This window comes from Streptomyces sp. NPDC050658, from assembly GCF_044457025.1.
Taxonomy (GTDB): Bacteria; Actinomycetota; Actinomycetes; order Streptomycetales; family Streptomycetaceae; genus Streptomyces.
Genome location: NZ_JBITGM010000015.1, coordinates 49,161 through 70,204 on the forward strand (window position 1 = coordinate 49,161; position 21,044 = coordinate 70,204).

The window sequence follows — 21,044 nt, forward strand, 5'->3', positions numbered from 1 at the left end:
TCCCAACACCGCCCCCGCCGCGCTCCCCCGGACCGCCCCCGCGGCGGGGGGGGGGGGGGGGGGCGCGGGGGGGGGGGGCGCGCGGGCGGGGGGGGGGGGCGCCGGCGCGCCCCCCCCCCCCCCGAGACCGGCGCCCGACAGGGCCGCATGAGCCGACGACCACACACAGTGAGGTTCCAAGGTGTGCGAGAGGTGGGCCCCGCCTACGTTGGAAGCGCAAGTCTTTCCGAACAAGGAGGCGTCATGGCCGACAAGGGCGGCATGGACAAGGCAAAGGGCAAGGCCAAGGAAATGGCCGGGAAGCTCACCGGCGACCGCGAGCAGGAGATCCGGGGTAAGACCGACCAGGCGCGCGGTGAAATGAAGAAGCGCCGTAGCGAGGCGGAAGAGCAGGCCCGCAAGGCACGGCGCTCGGCGCCGGAGGGTCCTGCGGACCCCATGTGACATGAGCACCGGTGAGCCCGGAGCGCCGCAACCCGCCAGCACACGCGGGGTGGGCACGCCGGGCTCTCGCCGTTCCCGGCCACCACGTCCCCCGAGGTTCCCGAGCGAGCCGAGGACGCACAACTCCGCGCCGACGACGAGCAGAACGGCACCGATGGTGGTCGTGAGAGGTGGCCGCGAGTCGTAAGTGGTGGCCGCGCATCCCCTGTTCAGTTGCGGCGTACGCGGTCGAACACGCCCGTGTCCAGCCGGGCGAGCAGGTCGGCGGGGCCCTGATGGATTTCCTCGGCACCGGCCTCGCGCAGGTCGGCGCGTGGGATGCCGCCCGAGAGGAGGGCGACGGGCCGTACGCCGGCCCGGGTCGCGGACTGCATGTCCCAGACCGTGTCGCCGACGAACACCGCCCGGCCGGCGTCGGCTTCGGCCAGGTCGAGTGCGCGCCGCACCGGCTCCGGGTCCGGCTTTCCGTCGGCCACATCGTCCGCGCTCGCTGTTCCCGTGATCGCGTCGTCCGCGTCGATCGCCCGCTTCAGGGCTTCCAGTTCCCGGCCGCCGGCCGAAGTGACAAGGATGGTGCGCCAGCCCCGGTCGGAGAGTTCGCGCAACAGATCACCCGCGCCGTCCAGCGGCGCCAAACGGTCCGCGTAGGTGCCGTAGAGGGCCTTGTGCGCGGCACTGATCTGGTCGTCCTCGCCCGTGTCCCGGTCCTCGCCGAGCACGTGCTCGACAAGGTCGCCGGACGGGAGGCCGATCGCCCGGTGGATGGCGTGCGTGGACACCCGGTGCCCGGCCTGGCGGAAGGCCTCCCACCAGCAGGTCACGTGCAGGTGGTTGGTGTCGACCAGCGTGCCGTCGACGTCGAACAGCGCCGCGCACCGACCGTCCGGCGCGGCCGTCATGCGGCGCCTCGCAGGCGGGGCAGGACCTCGGCCCCGTAGAAGTCGAAGAAGCCCTGCTGCTCGCCACCGATCTGACCGATGTACACCTCGTCGAAGCCTGCGTCCTCGTACGCGCGGACGGAGCGCAGGTGCTCGTCCATGTCGTCGCCGCACGTCATCGTCGAGCGGACCATGTCCTCGGTGACCAACTCGGCGGCCTGCTCGAAGTGCCGGGGCATCGGCAGCAGTTGGCCCAGCTCGCCCGGCAGGAAGAGGTTGGCCCAGAGACGGTGCGCGGTCTTGACGGCCTGGTCGCGGTCTCGGCCCCAGCAGACCTTCAGTCCGCCGAGGACCGGTTTGCCGCCTCCGCCCGCGTCACGGAAGTGCTCCACGAGGTCCGCGTCGGGCGTCATGGTGACGAAGCCGTCGCCGATCCGCCCGGCCAGGGCCGCCGCCTGCGGGCCGAAGGCAGACACGTAGAGCGGCGGCGGCTCGTCGGGGAGGGTGTAGATGCGGGCGTTCTCCACGGTGTAGTGCTGTCCGCGGTAGGTCGTCTGCTCGCCCGTGAAGAGCTGCCGCATGATCTGAACCGCCTCTTCCAGCATGCCGAACCGTTGGTCGGCGGCGGGCCAGACGCCGCCCAGGACATGCTCGTTGAGTGCCTCGCCCGTGCCCACGCCGAAGCGGAATCGGCCGTTCGTCAGGACCGCGGACGTGGCTGCCGCCTGCGCGTTGAGCGTCGGATGCATCCGCACGGTGGGGCAGGTCACCAGCGTCGTGACCGGCAATGAACTCACCTGGGAGAGAGCACCGATCATCGACCACACGAACGGGCTCTGCCCCTGTTCATCGTTCCAGGGGTGGTAGTGGTCCGAAATGGCCAGAGCGTCGAACCCTGCTTCTTCCGCCGCCTTCGCCTGAGCGATGAGTTCGGCGGGGCCGAATTCCTCGCTCGCCAGGAAATACCCGTACACAGTCATCGAGAATGACCTCAGCCGCCAAGAGCCTTGCGCAGTTCAGCCTTGTTCATGGAAGAGCGACCTTCGATGTTGCGCCGCTGCGCCTCTTCGTAAAGCTGCTCCTTGGTTCGCCCCTGCTTACCCGTGTGCGAGCGCTCGCCGCCCTTCTGGGACGGAGACTTTGAACCACTGGTGGAGCTCTTGCTCGCGGTCTTCGATTCCCCGGAGCGTGCTCGTTCCTTGTTCACCGTCCGCGCCGCGATCTCCTTGGCACGGCTTTCCGAGGCGCCACGTTTCTGGGCGCTTTCCTTGATGTGCTCGTACTGCCGCTCTCGTTTGGCACTCGATCCTGATGGCATGGCACGGCTCCCCTTTACGCTGATGGGTGACTGTTTCGCTGTGACTTTCGGTGACTGTTTCGCCGTAAGCCGAGGCCACCGGGCGGGCGTGCCCCCGAGTGCCCACCAGCTTCCACCCCAAACCCATATGACCGAGCGCCGCGACTAATGCGGGCCCAGTCGAGCTAAGGCTGCACGAATGCCCCACCGGAACCTCCGGCGTGATGTCGGCCGCCTTCCAAGTGGTGACGGGATGGAGCGCGGGAGACCATGGAGAAGCGCCGCAGCACGGCGAGAGCGGCTCACCCTTCCAAGCCCCGATCGTGGATCGTCATCGCGGATCGTCGCGTATTCGACGCCCAAGAGGCGCTTTATGGCCGCCGTTAAGGTGCGTCGGCCGGGCCCCCACCTCATGACCCCACCTGGGGTGTACACCCCGTACTGACGGCACCGATGCCACGCTGCGCGGCCCCTTCGAAAGGCACGGGCCAGGTGACGTGACGAAGCCTGAGCAGGGCACTCGGCAGCCCTCAGGCACCATCACACGCTCACGCCGGCCACCCGAGACGCGCACCCACCAAGGGGATTCCATGATCGACAGCACCTTGTCCCTGCTCAGTCAGGGCTACGCCTGGCTTCCCGATCTGACCCGCCGCAAAGAGCCCGACGTCGTACGCACACGGCTCCTCGGCAGCCCCTCCGTCGCCCTGCGCGGGCCGGCCGCCGTCGGGTTCTTCTACGACGGGGGCCACGTGCAGCGCCGATCGGCATTGCCCGACCCCGTCCTCAGCACGCTCTTCGGCAAGGGGGCGGTGCACACGCTCGACGGTGCGACGCACCGTCAGCGCAAGGCCCTCTTCGTATCACTGCTCAAGGACACGCCCGACGTCGCTGCCCTGGCGGAGCAGGTCTCTGAGGAATGGGACCGGTCACAGACGGAATGGGCCGGTCGCGGGTCGATCTCCTTGTTCGACGAGACGAGCGTCCTCCTCACACGAGCGGTCTGCCGCTGGGTCGGCATCCCCTTGCCGGAGCCCCCGGACGACGAGGTGTCACGTACCGCGCGGGACCTGGTGGCCATGGTCGACGGCTTCGCCACCGCCGGGCCGCGCCACTGGCGGGCCAGGCATGCCCGGCGTCGTCAGGAGCAGCGCCTCGCCGGCCTGGTCGAGGAGACCCGCCGATCCGGCCGTCCCGCGGACGGCACCGGACACAGCACCGCCCTCCAGGCCGTCGCCGGACATCGGGACGCCGACGGGGAGTTGCTCGACGCGCGGACGGCCGCCGTCGAACTCCTCAACATCATTCGGCCCACGGTCGCGATCACCTGGTACGTCGTCTTCAGCGCGCACGCACTACAGCGCCGGCCTCGACTCCGGGAACCGCTTGCGACCGAACGGGAGGGGTACGCGCGCGGCTTCGCACACGAGGTGCGTCGCTTCTATCCGTTCGCTCCCTTCGTGGCGGGGCTCGCCCCCGACCACATCGAGTGGCGTGGAGAAGCGATCGCCGAGGGAACACTGGTCCTGCTCGATCTCTACGGGCAGAACCACGACCCCGGCCTGTGGGACGAGCCCTACACCTTCGACCCCGAACGCTTCGTTGGCCGCGAACCCGGACGGGACGAGCTGGTCCCACAGGGCGGCGGCGAGGTGGCCGAGGGACATCGGTGTCCCGGCGAGGACATCACGCTCGCCGTCCTGAACACCGTGCTTCCTCGCCTCGCGCGGCTCGCGTACACCGTGCCCGAACAGGATCTCCGTATTCCCCTCAACCGGATGCCCACACGGCCTCGCAGCAGGTTCGTGATCAACTGTGCGCCCAAGGACTGAGCCCAAGGACTGAAGGTGCCCATGCCGGTGCGCAGGTCACCCATCAGGGCGCACCATGTCGTCGCACGAGCGAGCGCGGCTGAGCAGTCCCCCTGCGTGGACTCACTTCCGGCCCTGTGAAGCTGCGGGACTGGCGTCGCTCGGCAACTCAGACGAGTACGCGGACAGGCGGACCGGGCGAGGCGGAGAGTGTGGCACTACCGCGTCGGGTGACCCGCCCGGATCAACCCTGCCTGGCTGCGACCGCAGTCCCAGTGGGTCCGCGTGCTGCGGCGCCTGGCCGTCTTGGGAGATCTCCGCCCACCACTGCCCGCCGTCTTCCATGTGCCGCAGCAGCACCCCTTCGCGGATGGCCCAGGGACAGATCGTGACCGTCTTGATGCCCATCAGCTTCATGGCCGAGTGCCCCACCACCGCTCCGGCCAGGCTCTGCGCGGCCCGCGGTGCCGAGACGCCGGGCAGCCGGGCCCGCTCGGACGCCGGCAAGGAAGCGAGCCGGTCACGACAGCTGCGCAGATCGGCCCGGGCCAACTGCCGTGCCGCGAAGAGGCCCTGACGCCCCGGTGCGGCACCCGCGAGCCGGGCCAGCTGCTGGAAGGTCCGTGACGTGGCCACGACCGTCTGCGGCCCCTCCCAGCAGATCCGTGCCGCCACGTCCCGCAGCTGGTGGCGCACCTTGCGGCGAAGCTCCTTCACGCGCTGCTCGGTCGGCGGGGCGTCACCGTCGAAGAACTCCCGCGTCAGACGCCCGGCTCCGAGCGGCAGCGAGGCCACGAAGGTGGGCAGGCGGCCCCTCCCGAAAGCCACCTCCAGCGAGCCGCCGCCGATGTCGAACAGCGCCAACGGACCGGACCGCCAACCCATCCAACGTCGAGCACCGAGGAACGTCAGCTCGGCCTCAAGCTCTCCCGGCAGGGTGCACAGCCGTACCCCGGTCTCCGCGCGCACGGCCCGCAGCACGTCGAGCCGGTTCGGCGCGTTCCGCACGATCGCGGTCGCGAAGGCCAACGGGTCTCTCGAGCCCCACCGCCGGGCCGTCACAGCGGCCGCCGACACCGCTGTGACGAGCTGTCCGACGCACCGCTCCGGTATCGCTCCATGCGGCTCGACCTGCTCGGAGAGGCGCAGCCTCCACTTGGCCGTGTGCACCGGCAGAGGCGCTCCGTCCCCGGTGTCCACGATCACCAGTCGAACCGTCTTCGAACCCACATCCAGAACACTCAAACGCATGTCGCCGTGAGTACCCAACCCGCCTGCTGTCAGTCAGCCCAATCGGTTTCTATCCGACCCGGGAACCCGTTTGTCCGACCCCGGGAACCCGTCGTTGTTCGGTCAACTTCCGAGCGAGAGTTCGCTCTTGCGGGGCTGTTGGAACCCTGCTCAGTCCGTCTTCGGGCTGTGGCTCGGTGACGCGCGGACGGTAAAGGAGTGGCCGGCCGGGTCTGCGTACAGGAGTGCCTCAGTGGGACCGCCGCGGCCGGATGCGTCGATGGGCGTGCCTCCCAGAGCCACGATGTGGCGTTCGAGTTCGTCCAGGTCATCGGCTTCGACGAGGAATTCGACATGGGCCTGGAGCGAGTCCTCGGGCCGGGGCCAGCTGGGTGGCGTGGCGTTGAGGTCGCGGCGGAATCCCATGCGCAGTCCGCTCTGCGTCTCGATGTCAGTGCGATTGCTGCTCATGTCGGTGCCCGGCTCGGCGTCGAGCAACTTCAGGTAGAAATGGGCGAGTTCTTCCGGTTCCGAGCAGTCCAGCACGATCGCGCCCGCAGTGATCAGCCCCATGTCGCCTCCCTTGACCTAGGCTCCGGGTCTCCGGGGCGGGCGGTCGGCAAACCGCCTCTTTCAGGCATCTCGCGCGGCCTCCAGGTACCCGGCCGTACATGTCCGTGGATCGTGTATGGCCCCCGTCCTCCCCGGCCAGTCATGGCATGGCCTCGGCGACCTGGCTCCTGCTCGTCCGCAGGATGCCGATGTTTCGCAGGATGCCGATGTTGAGGACGAATGCGAGGATGAGAAGGATGACGCCGAGGGTGAGCACGGCCTTCTCCCCTCTGCCCGGGCCGCATGGCTGCCGGAGACGCCGCCGGATGGTTGCGGAGGTGGCCGTGCGCTTCCGTCACTCGGTATCAGTCGGTATCAGTCGCTTCGGCCGTGACCGTCGTTCGAGTCAGATTTCTCTTCTCGTCGGTCTTGCCGAAGTAGGCCAGTGGCGGCGAGGTGCCGCTCAGCGATTGATCGATGAATTCCGGGTACCCGTCTTCCCTTCAGCCCCCTGAGGCGCGGAGAGAGGTCGGACGAGAAGGCCCCAGAGCCGCCGGAGTGCCCCGGGCCTGACAGATCAACGTTGGCGGGTCTCTCCGAAGGAAGTTTGGCGCGGCTGCCAAGGGTCACGCGCCTCGTGGGTCCCGAAAATGTCAACTGCGACGAAGGGAAGCGAGTCATGACAGACATCCACGCCGCCACCACAACCGACTCGGGTGCCCCGGTGGAGAGCGACGAACACTCGCTGACCGCTGGACCTGGTGGGCCGGTACTCCTGCAGGACGCCTATCTGATCGAGCAGATGGCGCAGTTCAACCGGGAGCGAATCCCTGAGCGTCAGCCGCACGCCAAAGGGAGCGGCGCCTTCGGTCACTTCGAAGTGACGCACGACGTGAGCGCCTACACCAAAGCGGCCCTGTTCCAGCCCGGCACGCGGACCGACCTGGTCGTCCGGTTCTCGACCGTGGCGGGCGAGCGGGGCAGCCCGGACACCTGGCGTGACCCGCGTGGCTTCGCGGTGAAGTTCTACACCAGCGAAGGAAACTACGACATGGTCGGCAACAATACGCCGGTCTTCTTCGTGAAGGATCCGATGAAGTTCCAGCACTTCATCCGGTCCCAGAAGCGTCGCGCGGACAACAATCTGCGTGACCACGACATGCAATGGGACTTCTGGACGCTCTCTCCGGAATCTGCCCATCAGGTGACCTGGCTGATGGGAGACCGTGGGATTCCACGGACGTGGCGCCATATGAACGGGTACTCGTCGCACACGTACATGTGGATCAACGCCGACGGTGAGCGATTCTGGGTGAAGTACCACTTCAAGACGGACCAGGGCGTCGAGTTCTTCACGCAGCACGAGGCCGACCAGATGGCCGCCGTCGACACGGATTACCACACGCGCGACCTGTTCGAGCACATTCGTGACGGGCAGTATCCCAGCTGGTCCCTCAAGATGCAGATCATGCCGTACGGGGACGCGGCGCATTACAGGTTCAACCCCTTCGACCTCACCAAGGTCTGGCCGCACCGTGACTACCCGCTCATCCCGGTCGGCCGCATGACGCTCGACCGCAACCCGACCGACCACCATGCCGAGATCGAGCAGGCTGCCTTCCAGCCCAACAATCTCGTCCCCGGGATCGGACCGAGTCCGGACCGGATGCTCCTGGCCCGGTTGTTCTCGTACGCGGACGCGCACCGCCACCGCATCGGTGCCAACTACCAGCAGCTGCCGGTCAACGCGCCTGTCGTTGACGTCCACACCTACTCAAAAGACGGAGCGATGGCGTACCGCAAGTCGACCGACCCCGTCTACGCCCCGAACTCCAAGGGTGGTCCGGCCGCGGACACGGCCCGTTACGGAACCCCGCCCAGCTGGCAAGTGGACGGCGAGATCACCCGTGCCGCATACGTTTCGCACCCGGAGGACAGCGACTGGGGCCAACCCGGCACTCTCGTACGCGAGGTCATGGACGACGCGGCCCGCGACCGCCTGGTCGACAACGTCGTAGGGCACCTCCTCAACGGGGTGAGTGACCCCGTCCTCCAACGCGCCTTCACGTACTGGTCGAACATCGACGAAACCATCGGCAAACGCATCGCCGACGGCGTGCGAGCGAAGTCTCACGAAAAGGACCCGAAGAAGGCGGAACAGGGCAACCCTGCTCGCCGAACCATGCAGCACAAGGCATAGGACCCGTCAGCTGCGTCCGCGTTGAGCGGCACAGCCAGGGAATCGGAACCGGAAAAGGGACTCGGAACCGGAAACAGGAGAACTTCATGAAGCACCGCCGTGACATCGACACACCCCAGGCCGACGGCAAGACGCGCCAACGGTCCGCGGAGCAGCGGAACATCGTCGCACCCACACCGCGAGACATCCGGGACAAGGCCGAGGACGAACGGGACAAGGCCAGGAGTGAGGACGAGCCCGAGGACTCGGTCGAAAACGGTTCCTGACTGCCGGTTGCCGGTTGCCGCTTGCCACTTGCCGGGCAGCCGCGTTCTTGACTACGCGGGGACGCATTTCTCTTGGACGGGCTCGGGGATGCCCGGCGCGCTCGTTTCGTCGCATCATGCGAGAAGCGTCCAGATTGAGGGTTTGGGAACCAGGTCGTGTGACGCTGGAGCAGCGTCGGCGAAATTGACCCAACGGGCGCTGCTGCGTGCCGCCGGGCACCCTGTCAGGCTCCACTGAGTAGGATTCCAGGTCAAGGGGTCACCGAATCCTGTGAGTGAAGGCAGTGGATCGTCATGACCAATGACACCGCGGAACCCCTTGTTTCGCCGGTAAGTTCCCACAATGAATGGGACCCCCTGGAGGAAATCATTGTCGGGCGCCTCGACGGCGCTGTGATCCCCACCCGTCATCCGATCGTGGCCTGCAATATTCCGAACTGGGCAGCCCGTCTGCAGGGACTCGCCGCCGGCTTCGAGTATCCGAACATGCTGATCGAGCCGGCACAGGAAGAACTCGATCAGTTCATCGATCTCCTGAACTCCCTCGGGGTCACGGTCAGGCGCCCGGACGTGGCCAGGCACCAGGAAACGTTCAGCACCCCCAAATGGTCGTCGCGCGGCTTTTGCAACGCCTGCCCCCGCGACAGTTTGCTCGTGATCGGCGACGAGATCATCGAGACGCCGATGGCATGGCCCTGCCGATATTTCGAAACCCACTCCTACCGCGCGATCCTCAAGGACTACTTCCGCCGCGGCGCACGCTGGACCGCTGCGCCGCGACCGCAGCTCACCGACTCATTGTTCGAGCCGGATTTCTCCCTCCCTGAAGCCGACGAACCGATGCGCTACATCCTCACCGAGTTCGAGCCGGTGTTCGATGCAGCCGATTTCGTGCGGGCCGGACGCGACTTGTTCGTCACGCGCAGCAACGTCACGAACAGGATGGGCATCGCCTGGTTACGCCGTCACCTCGGCCCCGGCTACCGCATTCACGAAATCGAGAGCCGCTGCCGTGCGCCCATGCACATCGACACGACCTTCCTCCCGCTCGCCCCGGGCAAAGTGCTGGTCAATCCCGAATACATCGACGTCGACCGCCTGCCTGACGTTCTGAGCTCATGGGACGTGCTCGTCGCCCCCGAACCCAATCCCATCGACGCGTCGCTGCTCAAGCTCACCTCGATGTGCGGCAAGTGGCTCAGCATGAACGTTCTCATGATCGACGAGAAACGAGTGATCGTGGAACGGCACCACACCAACATGCTCCGCGCGCTCGAAGGGTGGGGATTCGAGCCGATCCCCTGCAGCCTTCTGCACTACGCACCGTTCGGCGGCTCATTCCACTGTGCCACGCTCGACATCCGGCGCCGCGGCACCCTCGAATCGTATGTCCAGTGATCGCCTCTGCTTCTCCCGGCCGCGCAAGCCTTCCTCACGGCAGGGATCGGGGCATTCGCCGCCCGATGCGTAGACCGGCTGCTCGGTCCGAAGCGGAGGACTCGCACGCAGCCAACCCCTCTTTCACCAGAAGACGGCCCCGGGCCGCTCACCGAGTCGGTCAACGTCACGCGGGATCGGCGATGACGCGTCGGCAGGCACGGTTCATTCGCCCGCGGTGTCCTCGGCCTCCCACCGAAGCAGGTCGCCCGGCTGGCACTCGAGCACCTCGCACAGCGCGGCGAGCGTCGCGAAGCGCACCGCCTTGGCGCGGCCGTTCTTGAGTACCGCCAGGTTGGCGGGCGTGATCCCCACGCGGTCCGCGAGCTCGCCAACAGACATCTTCCGCTTGGCCAGCATCACGTCGATGTCGACGGCGATCGGCATCAGATCACCTCGTCCAACTCGGCCTGCATCTGCGCCGCTTCGACGTCGCGCGCTACCGCCTGGGCGAGCAACATCCGCAGCACGAGCACGATGAGCGCGACCCCCAGGATGGCCACGCCAATCCCGCCCATGATGAGGGTGACGCCCGGATCGTCCCGCTGGCCCGGCGCGTTCACGGCCGTGACCGCGAACCACACCAGAGCAGCCGCCACGATCGAGCCCATGATGATGTCCACGTACCGGAAGGCGGCGTAGGAGAACACAGTTCCGCGCCGCACCATCGATACCAGCCGCCATACACAGACCAGGGCAACCTGGACCGTCCCGATACCCAGGATAGTGATCAATCGCAGCGGGGTCAGCGGGAGCGACCCGTCCTCCGGATCGCTCCCGCTGACCAACGCCCACACCATCAATGCCTCTACGAACACGGTGCCGGTGAGCACCACCACGAGCACGGCGCGCAGCGCGCGCATTGCCAGCTTTCCCATGCTTCATCCTCCCATCGAGTTTCGATGAGAATCTATCGACTTTCGATAGGTCAAGCAAGGGTTGAGATTTGCAACCTGATGTACGGGGACGACGTCACGCACGCGATGGCCTGACGCGCTCCTGACAGACCTGTTCCTGCGTGGCAGGCTGCCTCACGCACGTCGATCCGCACCGTTCTCATCCCCACCTGCCCCGGCGCCACCCCGGCCGGGCACGGCAGAAGGAGACATGCGTGAGACGCCATCGCACTGCCGCAGGCATCCTGTTGACCGTCGGAGCCCTGCTCACGGGCGGACTTTCGGCCGCCACCGCGGCCAACGCGGCCGCCCCCGCACCCGTTTCGGCCCACAGCCCCTCGGCCGCCGAGAAGGAGAAGGCCGGCACCTTCTGGACCGCGGACCGCATGCGCGGCGCCACCCCGCTCGATCTGCTGCTCACCCGGAACGCGGCCAAGACCCTCAAGGCCCCGAAGCCCGCAGGGAAGGCGACGACCGTCGCCCCGACCGCGTTCCCGCAGGCCGGCGGCCCCTGGACCGGTGGCGGCGCCGTCGTGAAGACGTCCGGCCGGGTGTTCTTCACCTTCCAGGGCCGTACGGCGTCCTGTTCCGGCAACGCCGTGACCAGCCAGAACTCCAGTACGGTCATCACGGCCGGGCACTGCGTCAAGTACCAGGGCAGCTGGCACACCAACTGGGTCTTCGTTCCCGCGTACAACAACGGCCAGGCGCCGTACGGTCAGTGGACCGCCTCCAAGACGCTCACCACACCGCAGTGGGAAGCGAGCGAGAACATCAACTACGACGTCGGCGCGGCAGTCGTCGCCCCGCTGAACGGCCAGAAGCTGACGTCGGTGACCGGCGGACAAGGCCTCCAGTTCAACGGGGGCTACAACAAGCAGATGTATGCCTTCGGCTTCCCGGCGGCTTCACCGTACGACGGCACCAAGCTGATCTACTGCAGCGGCAACAGCTCGAAAGACTTCCTGTTCTCGCAGGACCACAGCCTGGGCTGCAACATGACGGGCGGCTCCAGCGGCGGCCCCTGGTTCACCGGCTTCAGCGAGACGGCCGGCACCGGCCTGCAGGTCTCGGTGAACAGCTTCGGCTACACCTTCCTGCCGAATCGGATGTTCGGTCCGTACTTCGGCAACGAGGCGAAGGCGCTGTACGACAAGGCACAGGCCTCGTGACGACATAGGCGCATGGCGTAGGACGCCTTGTGGAGCCAAGATGCCCTGTAGCAGGGCATCTTGGCTCCACAAGGCTGGCCGCACTCCTCCCGTCAGCGCTTGGCGCCGGAGTACGGGTTACGAACGGCGGGCGAGCGTCGGCCGGTTCGGTGCGGAGCGGACACTGGCGAGGGCTCGGTAGGCACAGTCGGCGACGGGCCCGGAAGGCCACGCCCCGCATCCCGACGCGAACGTGACGCGGGCCAAATCCGATCTGCGGTCACTGCTCCGCCACGTTCGGGGCGCCGACCGCCGGTGGTTCAGTACCGGGCAGGCGGGTCAGTGGTCGAGCGGACCAGCAGTCCAGCAGTCCAGCGGGAGTTGCCCCCCTCGCATCCGGCCAACCATCATGACAACTCGCCGTCAAAAGAACCACTGCCGAACGAACGCGAGAATGGCGTATATCTCTCCCCTATCTGATGTGCACTCATCAAGTGGCGAGTCGGCGAATTCCATTGCCCTCAACCTGGCCGGAATCCAATCTGCCGTTTCCAGGTAATGCGATGGCAAAGTAGGCATCTCGAGGCGCATCACGCGGCGTCCCGGATTGATTTCCCCTGCCCCGAGTTCCCGCAGTGCTGTTCTTCACCGACCCGACCCAGCCTTGACCCGACCCGACCTGACCCGACCACACCGCGCCGACGCCCGACATCGCTCCGACGCAGGAGGCAGGCCACCATGACGTCACCGCTCGTCTCCACACGACGGCAGACACGGCCCGGGCCGCACGTGGCCGTGCCGTCGCGCACGACGGGTGATCGCAGGACCGCCACCGCGCCCGCGCCGCACCCCGGCACCAGTCAACTGGCCCCATGCGCCCGGCACTCCGGGTAGCGCGCCGAGACCGCACTGTGCACCGGGCCATGCCGACATAGGCCTGCGCCCCGGTCCACGCACGTCGTCCGGCGCACCAGACCTGACTGAGCACCCCATCTCCGTACCACTGCGAGCCGCGCCTCGTCGTCGACCGCGCAGCGCGGCCCGGCAGCACCTGGAGGCTCTCCCTGCACATCAGTGGACCGCCCCTGTACCGACGCCGTTCCTTCACGCCGACAAAGGAACCCCCAACTCATGGCATCTACCCGCACCTATCTGAACGCCACCTTCGGTGAGTTACGCAGACCCGGCGTCCTGCGCCAGGACGCGCTCGCCTCGCTCGTCGTCTTCCTCGTGGCCCTGCCCCTGTGCATCGGGGTGGCCGTGGCGTCCGGCGTCCCGGCCGAACTCGGTCTGATCACCGGCATCGTCGGCGGGCTGGTCGTGGGCTTCTTGCCCGGCAGCGCCCTACAGGTCAGCGGCCCCGCGGCCGGGCTGACCGTGCTCGTCTTCGAGGCGGTGCAGACGTTCGGCCTCGGAATGCTCGGCGCGATCGTCCTGCTCACCGGCGTACTGCAGATCGTTCTCGGTCTCTTGCGCTGCGGACGCTGGTTCCGCGCGATCTCCGTCTCCGTCGTCCACGGCATGCTGGCCGGCATCGGGCTCGTTCTGATCTTCGGCCAGCTGTACACGATGGCCGGGCGTGAGCAGCCCCGCTCCGGCCTCGACAAGGTCCTCGACGCTCCAGGCCTGGTCGTCGACACGCTGCGGGACCGAGGTGCGCTGACCTCGGCGGCCGTGGGCCTCGGCACCATCGCCGTACTCGTCCTGTGGCCCAGACTGCCCGCACGGGTACGGCTGGTGCCCGCGCCGCTGGCCGCCGTCGTGCTCGCCACCGCCGTGGTCGCCGGGTTCGGACTGGACGTGGCGAACGTGACGGTGCGGGGTCTGTTGGACACCATTCAAACTCCGGGCCTGGATGATGTCGCCGCGCTGGGCGGGCTGGCCGTCATGGGGACCGTCATCGCCTTCACACTCATCGCCTCCGCCGAGTCCCTCTTCAGCGCGGCGGCCGTGGACCGGATGCACAGCGGCCCCCGTACCCACTACGACAAAGAGCTGGTGGCCCAGGGCGTCGGCAACAGCGTGTGCGGGATGCTCGGCGCGCTGCCGATGACGGCGGTGATCGTACGCAGCTCCGCCAACGTGCGGGCGGGCGCGCGTACGGCGCTCTCGCGCATCCTGCACGGCGCCTGGCTGCTGCTGTTCACTGCCCTGCTGCCCATGACGCTCGGTGTCATCCCGCTCGCCGCCCTGGCGGGGGTCCTCGTGCACGCGGGCTGCAAGCTCATTCCGGTCGCGGAGATCCGCCAGCTCGTGCGCCTGGACCGCGGCGAAGCGGTCATCCTGAGCGTCACCGCCGTCGCGATCGTGGTGGCCAACCTGTTCGAAGGTGTCCTGCTGGGCCTGGCGATGGCGTTGGCGAAGCTGGCCTGGGACACCTCGCAGGTCCAGGTCGACGTACGCGAACTGACCGGCGGCCGACAGGTGGTGGCCCTGACGGGGTGCGCCACCTTCCTGCGGCTGCCGCGGATCCTCGAGACGCTGGAGGCCCTGCCGAAGGACCGTCAGATCGAGCTGGACCTGACCGGCCTGCACCACCTCGACCACGCCTGCCGGTCCACGCTGGGGAGTTGGGCGGTCCGGCACAACGGCGCCGCCGCCCGGTCGACCGCATCGTTGCCCGGCCCGCCACCCGGCCCACTGCCCGGCTCGGTGCTCGCCGGTGCCGATCCGGTGGCGGGAGCTGGGGAGTCGGGCCACGCCGATCCGGCGGAGCGACGCGACTGATCTCCTCGCCAGATGCACAACTCTCCGACCACCACGAGCAACCATTTCGAGCCACTGCGCTTGACCGTCTATTGACACATGCTTGACCTTCTCTTTACGTTCGGTGCGCGGCTCGGCGAAGATCTATTTCACTGCCCGTTCCGCATTCCCCAGGCAAAACGAGTCCAAGCAAACGAGCCCAGGCAAACGAGTCCAAGCAAATCGAGGAGGTCCGTCATGGACAAGCTCATCAAGCAGCTGACCCAGGACACCAATTGGTCGAAGTGGGTGGCCGCCAATTCGGCGCAGGGCGCCAAGGACGGCTGCATCAGCGCCACCCCGAAGGCCGGCTGCATCAGCGTGGCAGGCAAGAGCGGCTGCATCTCCTGACCCACGCCCGCCCACAAGGGGCCGCCGACGTCCCTTCGCGGCGGCGGCCCCGGCCTGCCATCCCGGACCCCGGCCCGTCACCCCAGGGAGACCTGATGAACCCGCTGCCCAGCCCGCACGTCGTCGACCGGGTCCGGGACATCCCGATCTATCGCGCGTCCGTCGCCCGTGGAGACTTCCCGATCCTGGAGAAGACCGAGATCGCCCGCGGTTTCCCGGACAACTGGATGACACCCGACCTCGCCACGGCGCTGGAGTCGGGCGAGGCGGAGTACGTCCTGTCGACCGGCACCAACCACGCCCGGATGCAGCTGATCCGGCCGCCGTACTTCCTGCTCCGCTCCTACTACCGGCTGTGGAGCGAACATCCCGACCTGCGCGCCACCTGGGAGGCGGGCGCCAAGCGCATCTCCCTGACCACCGTGCTCGCCACCGAGCACGTCGCCCGGGTCAACGCCAAGAAGCCCGGCGCCACCCCGGGAGAGCGCTGGCTCGACGACCGTACGCTCTACCTCAACCGCACCCTCGACCCGGCCGACTGGGACCGAGCCGAGGTCCGCCGCATGCTCACCGAGATCCGCGCAATCAGCGACGCCCACCCCACCGGCACCTACCACTTGGACTGCTCGGGCCACCATCTCGCCCACCTCGTACGGAAGGTGGACGCCTGGGGGCTGTGGGACGAGTTCCCCCAACCGGGCAGCATCGTCCTCGCCTACGAGTACACCCCGCTAAACGTACGCGCCCTGCTGCGCCGGCACTTCCACTGCCCCGTCGTGGACCTCTTCGGCAGCACCGAACTGGGCTATCTCTACTCCAGCGACCCCCTCACCGGACGTTACCGGCCGCACCTGGACGACATGAGCGTCGAGCTCATCCCCATCGCCCCCGGCAGCGGCATCCACTGCCTCATCGTCACCAGCCTGCGCAACCCCTTCATGCCGCTCGTGCGCTACCGCTCCGGCGACTGCGTACGCACCTTCGACGGCTCCGCCGACCCCGGCCGCATCTCGGTCTTCTGCGGCCGGGAGAAGGAACTCCTCGACGCGCCGCGCGGACCCGTCGCGCAGGCCGACCTCGACGCCCGCGTCCACGACGCGTCCGACCGCGTCTTCCTCACCCAACTGCACCTCTCCGAGACCTCCGGCGACGTCACGCTGCGCTACTCGACCTTCGATGGCACGCCGCTCGACACGGCCGCGACCGAGCACCTCGAAGGACTCGTCGGTGAACTCACCGGCCGGCCCTGCACCTTGGTGCACCGGACCGACCTGCCGATCGGCCGCTCCGGCAAGTACAGCTGGCTGGTGCGTCCCGCCTGACCGAGGCCCCGACAGGCCCCTCTCCTCTCCTCACCTCGCCTCGCCTGCGCTTCTCTTGCGCCGCCCCTCCCTTCCCTTCACGCCCGAACAGGACCCCGCCCCTTGACCACGTCAGCAGTTCCCGCCCCCACCGCCGAAGAACTCCTGGGCAGCGCCCTGCACGGGGAGGTCGTCGGGTACTTCGCCGCCAAGACGGAACACCACCGCACCCATGTCGAACACCAGGTGCGCGAATGCCTGCGCTACCTGTACCTGGTCTCCCGTCATCCCGACCGGCTCGGCGGACTGTTCCTGCCGGTGGAGCAGGAGATCGACGAGATCTGGCACTTCCTCATCCTGCAGACCCGCGAATACCGGGAACTGTGCGAACAGCGCCTGCCCGGCGGGCACTTCATCCACCATCGCAGCATCGCCTACACCGACTACCAAGGCGGCGGCGACGGGGCGAAGGCGGGACGTCGGGTCGCGGCGGAGGAGGCCCTGCGCTGGATTCCGCTCTACACCGCGGCGTTCGGCGCGTTCGACGAGGACGCGCTCCCGCACTGGACCATCGTCCGCTTCCTCCACCAGGAGATGGGCATGAGCCTGGCCGAGATCTCTGCCCTGGAACCCTCCGTGGGGCCGCTGGCGTGACAGCGGCGACCGGCACCCCGCAGTTCGCCGGACCCGAGGTACAACGCCGCGTCCTGACCGTGCTCGTCGCCTCACAGGCGCTGGGCGGGGCCGGAATGGCGGCGGGCATCACCGTCGGCGCGCTGCTCGCGCAGGACCTCCTCGGCTCCACCGCCCTCGCCGGGCTGCCCGTGGCCCTGTTCACCGCGGGTGCGGCGGTCGGCGCGCTGCTCATCGGCCGGATCTCCGAGCGGTGGGGGCGCCGCCCCGGGCTGGCCCTCGGGCATGCGGCCGCCGCTCTGGGCAGCATCGGCGTGATCGTCGCCGCCTGGGCCCGTACCGTGCCGCTGCTGCTGTCCGCCCTCGTCGTGTACGGCGCCGGCACGGTCACCGGCCTGCTCGCCCGGTACGCCGGAACCGACCTCGCGCCACCCGGGAGACGCGGTCGCGCCACCGGCGCCGTGCTCGTCGCCACCACGCTCGGCGCGGTGGCCGGGCCCGCCCTCGTCGGCCCCACCGGAACCCTGGCCGACTCCCTCGGTTTGCCCCGCCTCACCGGCCCCTTCCTGCTGGCCGCCGTCGTCTACATGGCCGCCGCACTCGTCGTCGCCCTGGGGCTGCGTCCCGATCCCCTCCTGCTCGCCCGGAGTCTGAGGCAACATCAGGACGCCGCTGGGCCGCAGGTCGGCGAGGGGCACGGCCCCGCTACGGGAACAGGAGTCGTCACCAGTACGGGAACAGGCGTCGTCACCCGAGCGGGAACCGGTGTCGTCACCCGAGCCGGAACCGGTGTCGTCACCGGGGCGGCCGTGATGATCAGCGGGCAGCTCGTGATGATCGCCATCATGGCGATGACCCCGGTGCACCTCACCCACCACGGACACAGCACGCAGACGGCCGGGGTCGTGATCGGCCTGCACGTGGGCGCCATGTTCCTGCCCTCTCCCCTCACCGGTCTCGTGGTGGACAGGATCGGAAGCCTGCCCGTGGCCGCGTCTTCCGGAGGCGTACTGCTCGCCGCGGGTCTCCTGGCCGCCTTCGCACCGCCCACCGGAGCCATGGGAATCGCCCTGCTCGGCACCGCACTGGTGCTGCTCGGCATCGGCTGGAACATGGCGCTCGTCAGCGGCACCGCGCTGGTCGCGCAGGCCGCACCCGACGGGGCAGGAGCCTCCACACAAGGGCTGGTCGACGTGGGGATGTCCCTCGCCGGAGCCACCGGCGGCATGGTCTCCGGGCTGGTCGCGGCAGGCGGCGGCTACCCTCTGCTCGCCGTCTGCGGCGGAGTGCTGGCCCTCGCCGTGATACCCCTCACGGCTCACGCCGCCGCCCCGGGCACAACACCGCGCATCAGAAGGTGAGTTGACACACCATCAGCGCGCGCCCCGCACACGCAGACCCCAACGCCGGGTCCCCGGCCCAGAACGGTGTTCCCCACTCCCCCCGTCAGGAGAACAGCTTGCCCAGCAGCACCCGCCCGTCCCCGCCCACCGTCCCGCAACTCGACGCCGTCGTGGTCGGGGCAGGCTTCTCCGGCCTGTACCAGCTGTACCGGCTGCGCGAACTGGGCCTGTCCGTCCGCGTCTTCGAGGCGTGCGACGACATCGGCGGTACGTGGCACCGCAACCGCTACCCCGGCGCGCGCTGCGACATCGAAAGTACGTCGTACTCCTACTCCTTCTCGCCCGAACTGGACCAGGAGTGGGAGTGGAGCGAGCGGTACGCGACGCAGCCGGAGCTGCTGCGCTACCTCCACCACGTCGCGGACCGCTTCGGGCTGCGTACGGACATCACGCTGCGCACCCGCGTGACCCGTGCGGTGTACGACGAGGACGAGCACCTCTGGCAGGTCACCACCGACTCCGGGCAGACGCTCACCACCCGGTTCGTCATCCTCGCCACCGGCTGCATGTCGGCCGTCAAGGAGCCGGACATCCCCGGCGCCGCCACCTTCGAGGGCCGGGCCCTGCACACCGCCGACTGGCCGCACGAGGGCGTCGACCTCACCGGCAGGCGCGTCGCGGTGATCGGCACCGGCTGCTCCGGCGTCCAGGCCATCCCGCTCCTCGCCGAGCAGGCCGCCGCCCTCACCGTCTTCCAGCGCACGCCGGTATACGCGCTCCCCGCCCACAACCGTCCGCTGTCAGCCGAGGAGAACGCCGAACTGAAGGCGCGCTACCCGCAGTTCCGGACCGCCCAGCGGCAGTCCAGGGGCGGCACCGTCTTCGAGCCGCCCACCCGGTCCACCCTGCAGGCCGACGACGCCGAGCGCACCGCCACCTACGCGGCGGCCTGGGAGTCCGGGCTGCTCAGCGGCCTGCTGCGGACGTACAACGACATCCTCGTCGATCCGGCCGCCAACGAGACCGTCGCCGAGTTCGTCCGCTCCCAGATCCACTCGATCGTTACCGACCCCGAGACAGCTGAGGCGTTGTCACCACGGGGCCTCCCCTTCGGCACGAAACGTCCCTGCCTGGACACCGGCTACTACGCCACATACAACAAGCCGCACGTCAGCGTCGTGGACCTCGCCAAGACCCCGATCGTGCGGATCACACCGGGCGGCGTCAGAACCTCGGAGCGGGACCACCCCGTCGACGTGATCGTCTTCGCCACCGGCTTCGACGCCATGACCGGCTCCCAGCTCGCCGTCGACATCGTCGGCAAGGGCGGCACAACACTGCGTCAGAAGTGGGCCGACGGCCCGCGCAACCATCTGGGCCTGCTGTCGTCCGGCTTCCCTAACCTCTTCACCGTGCTCGGCCCACTGAGTCCGTCGGTGCTCAGCAACGCGGTGGTGGCCATCGAGCAGCACGTGGAGTGGATCACCGACTGCATCGCGCACTTGCGCGAGGGCGGCCTGACGGAGATCGACGCCACCGCGGCCGCCGAGGAGCAGTGGTGCGCCCATGTCGCAGACCTCGCCGGCCGGACGCTCTACCCGGCCGTCGCCTCCTGGTACACAGGCGCGAACGTACCGGGCAAGCCACGGGTGTTCCTGGCGTACACCGGAGGCCTGGACCACTACCGGGCACAGTGCGATGCCGCGGCCCTGGACGGATACCGGGGCTTCGCCCTGAGCTGAGCAGCGAACGCCTCCCTGTTCGTTGGCGCCACTTGTATCAGCACGGACCCGGCACGCATCACGAGTAGACCGCCGAGTGAATGCGGTGTTCCCGATCCCGCGGTGGGATGTGCCGCCCGGGAGGCGCCGCGGTGCCAGGGCCCGTCAGTCGTGGGGTGCCTGTCCGCTCACCCAGTGGTCGGCATCGCTGAGCACCTCCATGACCATGCGCCTCCAGTGGCCCACCCCGCCGACCAAACCAAGATCGCCGCTGCCAGATCGGTAGGGAAGCACGCCAAGAGCATCGTCGCCGGCCGCTACGAGACCGCGTCGTCAGCACACGACGACCTCATCGCCCAGTGGGTCGACGGCGAACTCAGCCTCTACGCTGGCATCATCCGAAACGGGCGCAGCCAGGACACACCCTTGCGCCCCCGAACCGACTTTGGGCCCAGGCAGACACACTCACTGCCGGATCCTTCGGCTTCTCGACGACGTCCCAGGAGTGGGTCTGACAGCTGCCCGGCAACCGCAACGGCTGCCGGGCAGCTATCGCATCAGGCGCCCATCGGCTTCAGGGCCGTGGCTAGCGGCAGACCCACTGCCCGGGGCACCAGACCCACATCCACTGGCCGTAGTGGTACGACCACTGCCATGCCCAGTACCCGTGTTGCCAGTGGCACCCGTGACCGCCACCCGACGTGGGACCCGACCTGCCGCTCCCCTGGAGATCTGCCGCAACCGCGGTGGGTGAGGAGGGCGCAGCGGAAGCACTGCCCGCAGTGGCG

Annotated in this window: 19 protein-coding genes; 12 read left to right on the plus strand and 7 right to left on the minus strand. The window is 68.4% G+C overall.

Going from position 1 to position 21,044, the window contains the following annotated elements; genetic code table 11:
- Positions 1 to 243: 243 nt before the first annotated feature.
- Complete coding sequence (locus ACIBKX_RS37025; protein ID WP_363275661.1) at positions 244 to 444, plus strand: CsbD family protein; 201 nt, start codon at positions 244 to 246, stop codon at positions 442 to 444.
- Positions 445 to 653: 209 nt separating this feature from the next.
- On the opposite strand, the gene ACIBKX_RS37030 is transcribed toward ACIBKX_RS37025, so the two are convergent.
- From ACIBKX_RS37030 to ACIBKX_RS37040, 3 genes are read right to left on the minus strand one after another with little or no spacing between them, the layout of a single operon-like run.
- Positions 654 to 1,343, minus strand: coding sequence for an HAD family hydrolase (locus ACIBKX_RS37030; protein ID WP_363275662.1), 690 nt, complete (start codon positions 1,341 to 1,343; stop codon positions 654 to 656).
- Positions 1,340 to 2,302 carry a TIGR03557 family F420-dependent LLM class oxidoreductase gene (locus tag ACIBKX_RS37035; protein WP_363275663.1) on the minus strand — a complete coding sequence of 321 codons (963 nt, stop codon included), beginning with the start codon at positions 2,300 to 2,302 and terminating at the stop codon, positions 1,340 to 1,342. The genes ACIBKX_RS37030 and ACIBKX_RS37035 overlap by 4 nt, the downstream gene beginning before the upstream one ends.
- Before the next feature lie 11 nt (positions 2,303 to 2,313).
- Positions 2,314 to 2,640, minus strand: coding sequence for a plasmid stabilization protein (locus tag ACIBKX_RS37040; protein WP_363275664.1), 327 nt, complete (start codon positions 2,638 to 2,640; stop codon positions 2,314 to 2,316).
- Positions 2,641 to 3,209: 569 nt separating this feature from the next.
- Here ACIBKX_RS37040 and ACIBKX_RS37045 point away from each other — a divergent pair.
- On the plus strand, positions 3,210 to 4,451 hold the full coding sequence (locus ACIBKX_RS37045) for a cytochrome P450 (RefSeq protein WP_363275665.1): 1,242 nt from the start codon (positions 3,210 to 3,212) through the stop codon (positions 4,449 to 4,451).
- 102 nt (positions 4,452 to 4,553) lie between these two features.
- Here the strand turns inward: ACIBKX_RS37045 and ACIBKX_RS37050 are convergent, their stop codons facing one another.
- Both ACIBKX_RS37050 and ACIBKX_RS37055 read right to left on the minus strand, forming a co-directional pair.
- On the minus strand, positions 4,554 to 5,681 hold the full coding sequence (locus tag ACIBKX_RS37050; protein WP_363275666.1) for a Ppx/GppA family phosphatase: 1,128 nt from the start codon (positions 5,679 to 5,681) through the stop codon (positions 4,554 to 4,556).
- Positions 5,682 to 5,831: 150 nt separating this feature from the next.
- The gene (locus tag ACIBKX_RS37055; RefSeq protein WP_363275667.1) at positions 5,832 to 6,233 is read right to left on the minus strand and encodes a VOC family protein; all 402 of its coding nucleotides are present in this window, start codon (positions 6,231 to 6,233) and stop codon (positions 5,832 to 5,834) included.
- A 658-nt stretch (positions 6,234 to 6,891) separates the two neighbouring features.
- Between ACIBKX_RS37055 and ACIBKX_RS37060 the strand changes: the two genes are divergently transcribed.
- From ACIBKX_RS37060 to ACIBKX_RS37070, 3 genes are all read left to right on the plus strand, one after another.
- The gene (locus tag ACIBKX_RS37060) at positions 6,892 to 8,412 is read left to right on the plus strand and encodes a catalase (RefSeq protein ID WP_363275731.1); all 1,521 of its coding nucleotides are present in this window, start codon (positions 6,892 to 6,894) and stop codon (positions 8,410 to 8,412) included.
- Positions 8,413 to 8,498: 86 nt separating this feature from the next.
- A complete protein-coding gene (locus ACIBKX_RS37065; protein ID WP_363275668.1) occupies positions 8,499 to 8,678 on the plus strand; it encodes a hypothetical protein in 180 nt (59 codons plus the stop codon).
- Between the two features lie 294 nt (positions 8,679 to 8,972).
- On the plus strand, positions 8,973 to 10,076 hold the full coding sequence (locus tag ACIBKX_RS37070; RefSeq protein ID WP_363275669.1) for an amidinotransferase: 1,104 nt from the start codon (positions 8,973 to 8,975) through the stop codon (positions 10,074 to 10,076).
- A 204-nt stretch (positions 10,077 to 10,280) separates the two neighbouring features.
- Here ACIBKX_RS37070 and ACIBKX_RS37075 read toward each other — a convergent pair whose 3' ends face one another.
- Both ACIBKX_RS37075 and ACIBKX_RS37080 read right to left on the minus strand, forming a co-directional pair.
- Positions 10,281 to 10,502, minus strand: coding sequence for a helix-turn-helix transcriptional regulator (locus ACIBKX_RS37075; RefSeq protein WP_363275670.1), 222 nt, complete (start codon positions 10,500 to 10,502; stop codon positions 10,281 to 10,283).
- Positions 10,502 to 10,993: a DUF2975 domain-containing protein gene (locus ACIBKX_RS37080; RefSeq protein ID WP_363275671.1), complete on the minus strand. Its 492-nt coding sequence runs from the start codon at positions 10,991 to 10,993 to the stop codon at positions 10,502 to 10,504. The genes ACIBKX_RS37075 and ACIBKX_RS37080 overlap by 1 nt, the downstream gene beginning before the upstream one ends.
- 233 nt (positions 10,994 to 11,226) lie before the next feature.
- Here ACIBKX_RS37080 and ACIBKX_RS37085 point away from each other — a divergent pair, with 233 nt between their 5' ends.
- The 7 genes from ACIBKX_RS37085 to ACIBKX_RS37115 all read left to right on the plus strand — a co-directional run bounded on the left by ACIBKX_RS37085 (position 11,227) and on the right by ACIBKX_RS37115 (position 20,277).
- Positions 11,227 to 12,183 (plus strand): peptidase, encoded by a 957-nt coding sequence (locus ACIBKX_RS37085; protein WP_363275672.1) that lies wholly within the window; start codon positions 11,227 to 11,229, stop codon positions 12,181 to 12,183.
- 1,110 nt (positions 12,184 to 13,293) lie between these two features.
- On the plus strand, positions 13,294 to 14,889 hold the full coding sequence (locus ACIBKX_RS37090; protein ID WP_363275673.1) for a SulP family inorganic anion transporter: 1,596 nt from the start codon (positions 13,294 to 13,296) through the stop codon (positions 14,887 to 14,889).
- 216 nt (positions 14,890 to 15,105) lie between these two features.
- Positions 15,106 to 15,258, plus strand: a complete 153-nt coding sequence (locus ACIBKX_RS37095; RefSeq protein ID WP_363275674.1) for a hypothetical protein — start codon at positions 15,106 to 15,108, stop codon at positions 15,256 to 15,258.
- 95 nt (positions 15,259 to 15,353) lie between these two features.
- Positions 15,354 to 16,580, plus strand: coding sequence for a hypothetical protein (locus tag ACIBKX_RS37100; protein ID WP_363275675.1), 1,227 nt, complete (start codon positions 15,354 to 15,356; stop codon positions 16,578 to 16,580).
- Between the two features lie 102 nt (positions 16,581 to 16,682).
- Complete coding sequence (locus ACIBKX_RS37105; protein WP_363275676.1) at positions 16,683 to 17,213, plus strand: hypothetical protein; 531 nt, start codon at positions 16,683 to 16,685, stop codon at positions 17,211 to 17,213.
- Entirely contained in the window at positions 17,210 to 18,553 is a 1,344-nt protein-coding gene (locus ACIBKX_RS37110; RefSeq protein ID WP_363275677.1) for an MFS transporter, read from the plus strand. Before ACIBKX_RS37105 ends, ACIBKX_RS37110 begins: the two co-directional genes overlap by 4 nt.
- A 98-nt stretch (positions 18,554 to 18,651) precedes the next feature.
- Positions 18,652 to 20,277, plus strand: a complete 1,626-nt coding sequence (locus ACIBKX_RS37115; RefSeq protein WP_363275678.1) for an NAD(P)/FAD-dependent oxidoreductase — start codon at positions 18,652 to 18,654, stop codon at positions 20,275 to 20,277.
- Positions 20,278 to 21,044 lie beyond the last annotated feature (767 nt).

What these genes read in the sequence shown, in the direction of transcription:
- ACIBKX_RS37025 (WP_363275661.1), top strand. Translation starts at nt 244, where the DNA reads ATGGCCGACAAGGGCGGCATGGACAAGGCAAAGGGCAAGGCCAAGGAA.
- ACIBKX_RS37030 (WP_363275662.1), bottom strand. Translation starts at nt 1,343, where the DNA reads ATGACGGCCGCGCCGGACGGTCGGTGCGCGGCGCTGTTCGACGTCGAC.
- ACIBKX_RS37035 (WP_363275663.1), bottom strand. Translation starts at nt 2,302, where the DNA reads ATGACTGTGTACGGGTATTTCCTGGCGAGCGAGGAATTCGGCCCCGCC.
- ACIBKX_RS37040 (WP_363275664.1), bottom strand. Translation starts at nt 2,640, where the DNA reads ATGCCATCAGGATCGAGTGCCAAACGAGAGCGGCAGTACGAGCACATC.
- ACIBKX_RS37045 (WP_363275665.1), top strand. Translation starts at nt 3,210, where the DNA reads ATGATCGACAGCACCTTGTCCCTGCTCAGTCAGGGCTACGCCTGGCTT.
- ACIBKX_RS37050 (WP_363275666.1), bottom strand. Translation starts at nt 5,681, where the DNA reads ATGCGTTTGAGTGTTCTGGATGTGGGTTCGAAGACGGTTCGACTGGTG.
- ACIBKX_RS37055 (WP_363275667.1), bottom strand. Translation starts at nt 6,233, where the DNA reads ATGGGGCTGATCACTGCGGGCGCGATCGTGCTGGACTGCTCGGAACCG.
- ACIBKX_RS37060 (WP_363275731.1), top strand. Translation starts at nt 6,892, where the DNA reads ATGACAGACATCCACGCCGCCACCACAACCGACTCGGGTGCCCCGGTG.
- ACIBKX_RS37065 (WP_363275668.1), top strand. Translation starts at nt 8,499, where the DNA reads ATGAAGCACCGCCGTGACATCGACACACCCCAGGCCGACGGCAAGACG.
- ACIBKX_RS37070 (WP_363275669.1), top strand. Translation starts at nt 8,973, where the DNA reads ATGACCAATGACACCGCGGAACCCCTTGTTTCGCCGGTAAGTTCCCAC.
- ACIBKX_RS37075 (WP_363275670.1), bottom strand. Translation starts at nt 10,502, where the DNA reads ATGCCGATCGCCGTCGACATCGACGTGATGCTGGCCAAGCGGAAGATG.
- ACIBKX_RS37080 (WP_363275671.1), bottom strand. Translation starts at nt 10,993, where the DNA reads ATGGGAAAGCTGGCAATGCGCGCGCTGCGCGCCGTGCTCGTGGTGGTG.
- ACIBKX_RS37090 (WP_363275673.1), top strand. Translation starts at nt 13,294, where the DNA reads ATGGCATCTACCCGCACCTATCTGAACGCCACCTTCGGTGAGTTACGC.
- ACIBKX_RS37095 (WP_363275674.1), top strand. Translation starts at nt 15,106, where the DNA reads ATGGACAAGCTCATCAAGCAGCTGACCCAGGACACCAATTGGTCGAAG.
- ACIBKX_RS37100 (WP_363275675.1), top strand. Translation starts at nt 15,354, where the DNA reads ATGAACCCGCTGCCCAGCCCGCACGTCGTCGACCGGGTCCGGGACATC.